Annotated in this window: 4 protein-coding genes and 3 pseudogenes; 5 read left to right on the top strand and 2 right to left on the bottom strand. The window is 69.8% G+C overall.

Translation table 11 applies throughout. The features are described from left to right. Position 1: 1 nt before the first annotated feature. Positions 2-1078, bottom strand: coding sequence for an alkene reductase (locus tag ASC98_RS20635; protein ID WP_056810554.1), 1077 nt, complete (start codon positions 1076-1078; stop codon positions 2-4). A gap of 183 nt (positions 1079-1261) precedes the next feature. Further along, entirely contained in the window at positions 1262-2389 is a 1128-nt protein-coding gene (locus tag ASC98_RS20640; protein ID WP_056810556.1) for a hypothetical protein, read from the bottom strand. Positions 2390-2450: 61 nt separating this feature from the next. Here ASC98_RS20640 and ASC98_RS20645 point away from each other — a divergent pair, with 61 nt between their 5' ends. From ASC98_RS20645 to malE, 5 genes and pseudogenes are all read left to right on the top strand, one after another. Continuing rightward, complete coding sequence (locus tag ASC98_RS20645; protein WP_162249361.1) at positions 2451-3485, top strand: LacI family DNA-binding transcriptional regulator; 1035 nt, start codon at positions 2451-2453, stop codon at positions 3483-3485. Positions 3486-3694: 209 nt separating this feature from the next. After that, complete coding sequence (locus tag ASC98_RS20650; RefSeq protein ID WP_082542321.1) at positions 3695-5401, top strand: alpha-glucosidase; 1707 nt, start codon at positions 3695-3697, stop codon at positions 5399-5401. 13 nt (positions 5402-5414) lie between these two features. Further along, positions 5415-6184: pseudogene (locus tag ASC98_RS32405) on the top strand (ABC transporter ATP-binding protein); the annotation flags it as partial. A 309-nt stretch (positions 6185-6493) separates the two neighbouring features. Beyond that, positions 6494-6853 (top strand): annotated as a pseudogene (locus tag ASC98_RS32410) (TOBE domain-containing protein); the annotation flags it as partial. Continuing rightward, positions 6850-7067: pseudogene (gene malE, locus ASC98_RS31830) on the top strand (maltose/maltodextrin ABC transporter substrate-binding protein MalE); the annotation flags it as partial. The pseudogenes ASC98_RS32410 and malE, both read left to right, overlap by 4 nt.

A 7067-nucleotide genomic window follows, 5' to 3' on the forward strand; every position in this document is an offset into this window, starting at 1 on the left:
CTCAGCTCGCCAGCACCGCGTAGTCGGTGTAGCCCTTGGCGCCCGGCGTGTAGAAGGTCGAGAAGTCCGGCGCGGTCAGCGCTGCGTCCTTCTTCATGCGCTCGACCAGGTCGGGGTTCGAGATGAACGGGCGGCCGAAGCCGATCAGGTCGGCCTGGCCGGCCTGCAGTGCCTTCTCGCCGCTCGCGCGGTCGAAACCGCCGGCCAGGATGAACGGGCCCTTGAAGGCCTCGCGCAGCGCGGCCTTGATGGCGGCCGGAATCGGCGGCGCGCCCATTGCCGAATGGTCGAGCTGGTGCACGTACAGCAGGCCGATGGCCGACAGCTCCTTCACCAGCGCGACGTACTGCTCGTCGACGCCGTCGAACGGGCCGGTCGCGTTGAAGACGCCGTGCGGCGACACGCGGATGCCGACCTTGCCGGCGCCGATGCGGGCCGTCACCGCGCGCACCACCTCGAGCGCGAAGCGGTTGCGGCCGGCCGCGCTGCCGCCGTAGCCGTCGGTGCGCTGGTTGACGTTGCCGTTCAGGAACTGCTCGATCAGGTAGCCGTTCGCGCCGTGCAGCTCGACGCCGTCGAAGCCGGCCTCGATCGCCAGCTGGGCCGACGCGGCGAATTCAGCGACCGCGTGGTCGATGTCGGCCTGCGTCATCGCGCGCGGTGCGCTGTGCGGCTGCATGCCGTTCGAATCGGTGTACATCTCGCCGGGCAGCACGGCGGCCGTCGGGCCGACCACTTCGGCACCGGCCGGCAGGTTGGCGGCCTGCGAGACGCGGCCGGTGTGCATCAGCTGGATCACGATCTTGCCGCCCTTGGCATGCACCGCATCGGTCACCAGCTTCCAGCCGGCGACGTGGGAGGCGTTGTACAGGCCCGGGATGCGCGCATAGCCGAGGCCGTTCGGCGACGGCGAGGTGCCCTCGGTGACGATCAGCCCGGCGCCGGCGCGCTGGGCGTAGTACTCGGCCATCAGCGCGTTCGGCGTGTTGGCCTCGACCGCGCGGCTGCGCGTCATCGGCGACATCACGACGCGGTTGCGCAGCGTCAGCGAGCGCAGGGTGGTGGGTTCGAAAAGCATGGGGCTGTCCTTGGAGATCTGGCTGAACTGATGCGGAAATTGTCCGGAAAGGTCGCGCATCGTAGGACCGACGCCATCCGACTGTCGGCAGTTGTCAGGAGGCCTTTTGCAGATCGGGCCATTCGCGCGGCCGATGCATGCCCCTGCCATCTGGAGTAGATGGCAGGGCACGGCTGGCGGGAATCAGGCGTGGGTGGTGCGGGGCAACTGGTACGCCACTGCCTGCCGCCTGCGCTGCTCGTAGAGCGCGATCAGGCCGGGCTGGTCGAGCGCGGCTTCCGCGGCCGGCCACACGCCTTGCGCGGCCAGCTCCGCGTGGTGCAGCCGCAGCGCGTCCAGCAGCCAGTCGGCGCGTGCCAGCGTCGTCGGCGTGCAGGTCTGGCCCTTCAGGTCGTCGTCCAGGTCGGTCGCATGCGAGCGCCAGCCTTCGCGCAGGTACAGCCCGGACAAGCTGCCGCCAAGTGCGCCGCGCCACCCGGCGCAGATTCCGTCCAGCCACTGCAGCACCGTCACCGTCGCGCCGTCGGCGGCCAGCAGGCTGCGCAGGCGCTGGTACGCCTCCAGCGCGATCGACTTTTCGAGGCGGAACGCGCGCAACGCGGCATCCGCCCCATGCTCGCGCTCCAGCCGCAGCAGCCAGCCGAACACATGGCGCGATTCGATGCGCTCGGCCAGGTGGTGCTGCGGCGCGCTGAGCCCGGTGCCGGCGCTGTTGAAGTGCCGCAGCGGGTCGAAGCGATACAGGTAGCCGTAATCGAACAGCCAGACCTGCCGCTCGTCGCGCAGCAGGTTGCCGGGGCAGAAATCCCATTCGAAGAAGCCGGCGCGCAGCAGCGCGAGGCCGGTGTCGAACAGCTGGCGCAGGCCGGTCTCGTCCCAGTCGTTCACCGGTGTGCCGGCGATCCACGGCGACACGACGAGGCCTTGTTTCAGCGACGCGTAGACGGTCGGGCTCAGGCCGGGGCGTTGCAGCGCGGGCAGGGCGGCCATCTCTGCGCGGCGCTGCAGCTCGTTGAGGAACGAGGTCTGGCCGTCGACGCCTTGCACCTTGCAGGCGGCGCGGGCGCGCTTGACGGCCCAGTCGCGGCCGCCGGCCTGCACGCGGAACACCTCGGCGGTGAGGCCGCTGTCGTGCAGCTCGCGCACCGCGGGGTGGCGTGCGTCGAGGCGCATCAATTCGTCGGGAGGCAGCGGGCAGCCGGAGGCGTCGCCGATGACGAGGTCGCGGCCGGACGCGACCCAGTCGAGCTGGCGCTGGCGGCGCAGGTGTTCGATGTCGATGGGGGTGTCGATGCGGGGCAGGGTCGTCATGGCGGGCCGGATTCTGCCGGGTGCAACGCTATAGTCAATGCGCCCTGTGCTCCACGCCCCGATGCCGAAACCCGCTCCCGAACGTTCGCGACTCACGCTGGCCGATGTGGCCGCGAGCCTGGGCGTGAGCCGCACGACGGTCTCGAACGCGTTCAACCGGCCGGAGCAGTTGTCGAAGGACCTGCGCGAATCCATCCTCGCCCGCTCGCGCGAGCTCGGCTACTACGGCCCCGACATGATGGCCCGCGCGCTGCGGCGGCGCGAGCTGCGCGAGGTGGCGGTGGTGTTCCACCACGACCTGCGCTATGCCTTTGGCGACGAGCTGAGCCTCGACTTCCTGCGCGGCGTCACCCGCCAGCTCGACCAGCGCGGGCTCAGCCTGCAGCTGATCCCGAAGCTCGGCCGCCAGTTGCTGCTGCAGGCCGCGTTCCAGACGACGGCCGATGCGCTGATCGTGCATGCCGAGATCGGCCCCGAGGTGGTGCCGCAGGTGCAGGCGGCGCACAAGCCGATCGTGCTGGTCGACACGCAGGTGCCGGGCACGCCGTCGGTGTGCCTCGACGACCGCCAGGGCGCGGCGCTCGCGATGGGCCATGCGCTCGCGGCCCGGCCCGATGCGGTGCTGGTGATCACGTTCCCGCTCGACGACGCCGAGCGTGCGCGGGCGCTGGGCGCGGATCCGGCGCGCAGCCCGTTCGTCACGTCGGAGCGATTGAGCGGCTATGCGCAGGCGGTGCGGGCGCACGGTTTCGACGAGCGGTGCGTGTTCTGGTCGCCGGTCGATGACAGCGAGCCCGAGGCCGCGGCGGCCCAGGCCGCGCAGGCGATGCGCGAGCGGCTGGCGCCATGCCGCCGCATCGCGCTGGTGGCGATGAGCGACCGCATGGCGCTCGCTGCGCGCAGCGTGATCGTCGATTGGGCAGGGACGACGCTCGTTGCCGCGGTCGGTTTCGATGACATCGCGGCAGCCCGCGCAGCCGGGCTGACGACGATCCGCCAGAACGCGATCGTGAAGGGGGAGACGGCGGTGCGCATCGTGCTCGATGGCGACGACTCGGTGCTGCTGCCGCTGGAGCTGATCGTTCGCGACACGTAGCGCGTCGCCGGTGACTACAGCTGTCTCACGAGTCGTCGTTCAGCCGGCATTTGGAATGCCGATTCCATTGGGGTTTTGCCCGTCGAATTACAGGGTAAACCCTCTCTTTCTCGATTCAGTTGACCGCATAAAGTGGCGCCCAACCTGCAGAAGCATCCTGTTTGTAGTCAAACTACAACGCTCATGCGGCCGTCCTGAACCCGATCCGCATGACCGACCTCGCCACTGCACCGCGCCACGCACCCGCCGCATCACGCTCCGCCCACCGCTCGGCGGCCGACCCCGCCGCCTGGTGGCGCGGCGCCGTGATCTACCAGGTCTACCCGCGCAGCTTCGCTGACCACAACGGTGACGGCATCGGCGACATCGCCGGCATCGTCGACCGCTTGCCGTACATCGCGAGCCTGGGCGTCGACGCGATCTGGGTCTCGCCGTTCTTCCGCTCGCCGATGAAGGACTTCGGCTACGACATCGCCGACTACCGCGACGTCGATCCGCTGTTCGGCACGCTGGCCGATTTCGACCGCCTGATCGCCCGCACGCACCAGCTCGACCTGAAGCTGATGATCGACCAGGTGCTGTCGCACACCTCCGACCAGCACGACTGGTTCCGCGAAAGCCGCGCGAGCCGCGACAACCCGAAGGCCGACTGGTACGTGTGGGCCGACCCGCGGCCCGACGGCACGCCGCCGAACAACTGGCTCAGCGTGTTCGGCGGATCGGCCTGGCAGTGGGATTCGCGCCGGCGCCAGTACTACCTGCACAATTTCCTCGCGAGCCAGCCCGACCTGAACTTCCATTGCCCGGAGGTGCAGGACCAGCTCTTGGCCGACATCCGCTTCTGGCTGGAGCGCGGCGTCGACGGCTTCCGCTTCGACGCCTGCATCTTCCACTTCCACGACCGGCTGCTGCGCGACAACCCGCCGGCCGAATCGCGCGACACCCGCTCGGTCGGCGAGAGCAACCCGTACGGCATGCAGCGCCACCTGCACGACAAGACGCAGCCGGAGAACCTGGCGTTCCTGCAGCGCGTGCGCCGGCTGCTCGACGAGCGTGGCGCGGCCAGCCTCGGCGAGATCGGCGACGACGATTCGCTGAAGACGATGGCCGACTACACCCGCGGCGGCGACAAGCTGCACATGGCCTACAGCTTCAACCTGCTGACCACCGAGCGCAGCGCCGCCCACATCCGCGAGCAGGTCGAAGACCTGGAGGCGCAGATGCACGACGGCTGGGCCAGCTGGTCGTTCGGCAACCACGACGTGCCGCGCGTGTTGACGCGCTGGGGCGGCCCTGGTGCGGAACTCGCCTACGCGAAGGTCGTGACCGCGATGCTGGTGAGCCTGCGCGGCAGCGTCTGCTGGTGGCAGGGCGACGAGCTCGGGCTGACCGAGGCCGAGATCCCGTTCGAGCAGGTGCAGGACCCGTACGGCCTGGCGTTCTGGCCGGAGTTCAAGGGCCGCGACGGCTGCCGCACGCCGATGCCCTGGGTGCATTCGCAGCCGCACGCCGGCTTCAGCCAGGGCCGCGCGGTGCAGCCATGGCTGCCGGTGCCGCCGGAGCATGCGGCGCGCGCGGTCGACGTCAACGAGCGCGATCCCGCCTCGCCGCTGAACTTCATGCGCCGCTTGCTGGCCTGGCGCCGGCAACAGCCGGCGATGGTCAGCGGCGACATCCGCTTCATCGATGCGCCGGAACCGGTGCTCGCGTTCGTTCGCTCGCCGGAAGCGGGTGTCGCAGGCGCTTCGCTGCTGTGCGTGTTCAACCTCGGCAGCGAGCCGGTCAGCGTGGATCTCGATGCGCCGGCGAGCACCGTGGCCGCGACGCAGCTCGATGCCGCGCTGCAGGGCTCGCGCAGCGGGCGGCGTTTCATGCTGCCGGCGCACGGGCTGTATTTCGGCGAACTCGCCGCCTGACCGAAAGCCCACGATGGCCGACCTGCAACTGAAGTCGCTGCGCAAGGCGTTCGACGACGTGKTGATCCTGCACGGCGTGGACCTGGCGGTGCGCGACGGGGAGTTCCTGGTGTTCGTGGGCCCGTCGGGGTGCGGCAAGTCGACGCTGCTGCGCTGCATCACATCGGCGGCGARCTGGTCAACGAGGTGCCGCCGGCCAAGCGCGGCATCGCGATGGTGTTCCAGAGCTACGCGCTGTACCCGCACATGACGGTGGCCGAGAACATGGCGTTCGGGCTGCGGCTGGCCGGGTAYTCGAAGGACGAGATGCGCGCCGCGGTGCAGCGCGCGGCGCAGGTGCTGCAGATCGAGCACCTGCTGGAGCGCAAGCCSAAGGCCTTGTCGGGCGGGCAGAGGCAGCGGGTGGCGATCGGCCGCGCGATCGTGCGCAAGCCGGGCGTGTTCCTGTTCGACGAGCCGCTGTCGAACCTGGACGCGGCGCTGCGGGTGCAGATGCGCGTGGAGCTGTCGCGGCTGCACCAGGAACTCAAGACCACGATGATCTACGTGACGCACGACCAGGTGGAGGCGATGACGCTCGCGCACCGGATCGTCGTGCTGAACGCGGGCCGGATCGAGCAGGTGGGCACGCCGATGGCGCTGTACCACCGGCCGGTCAACCGCTTCGTCGCGGGCTTCATCGGCTCGCCGCGGATGAACTTCATCGACGGCACGCTGCAGTCCAAGGCCTTGTCGGGCGGGCAGAGGCAGCGGGTGGCGATCGGCCGCGCGATCGTGCGCAAGCCGGGCGTGTTCCTGTTCGACGAGCCGCTGTCGAACCTGGACGCGGCGCTGCGCGTGCAGATGCGGGTGGAGCTGTCGCGGCTGCACCAGGAGCTCAAGACCACGATGATCTACGTGACGCACGACCAGGTGGAGGCGATGACGCTCGCGCACCGSATCGTCGTGCTGAACGCGGGCCGGATCGAGCAGGTGGGCACGCCGATGGCGCTGTACCACCGGCCGGTCAACCGCTTCGTCGCGGGCTTCATCGGCTCGCCGCGGATGAACTTCATCGACGGCACGCTGCAGTCCRCGAACGCCGGCCTGGCGCGCATCGCGCTGGCCGATGGCTCGAGCGTGACGGTCGATGCGGACGTCTCGTCAGTGGCGCCGGGAGCCAAGGTCACCGTGGGCTTGCGCCCCGAGCACGTCGACGCGAGCGCGCAGCCGAGCCCGGACGCGCTGCGCGCGCACGTGCAGCTCGCCGAGCACCTGGGCGACACCACGTACCTGCACGTGACGCTGACCGGAGCCACGGACGYGATGACGATCCGCACCGCGCCGGAGAACCCGCTGCACACCGGCGACACCGCGTACCTGAGTTTCCCGCCGCAGCGCGGCTTCCTGTTCGACGAGCAGGGGCGCACGCTCTTCCCTTCCCCACAACAAGCACCCGGAGACAYGACATGAACACCAAGCGACATCACCTGAAGCTGCTGGCYGGCGCCGCGGTCCTGGCCCTGGCTGGCACCGCCCTGCCTGTGACCGTTCACGCCGCCGAGCCCGGCAAGCTGCTGATCTGGATCAAYGGCGACAAGGGCTACAACGGGCTGGCCAAGGTCGGCGAGGAGTTCACCGCCAAGACCGGCGTGCAGGTGGTGGTCGAGCACCCGGAAGACGCGCC

The sequence above is a fragment of the Rhizobacter sp. Root1238 genome, from assembly GCF_001425825.1.
Taxonomy (GTDB): Bacteria; Pseudomonadota; Gammaproteobacteria; order Burkholderiales; family Burkholderiaceae_C; genus Rhizobacter.

Coding starts and splice junctions, on each gene's coding strand:
- ASC98_RS20635 (WP_056810554.1), bottom strand. CDS start 1,078: ATGCTTTTCGAACCCACCACCCTGCGCTCGCTGACGCTGCGCAACCGC.
- ASC98_RS20640 (WP_056810556.1), bottom strand. CDS start 2,389: ATGACGACCCTGCCCCGCATCGACACCCCCATCGACATCGAACACCTG.
- ASC98_RS20645 (WP_162249361.1), top strand. CDS start 2,451: ATGCCGAAACCCGCTCCCGAACGTTCGCGACTCACGCTGGCCGATGTG.
- ASC98_RS20650 (WP_082542321.1), top strand. CDS start 3,695: ATGACCGACCTCGCCACTGCACCGCGCCACGCACCCGCCGCATCACGC.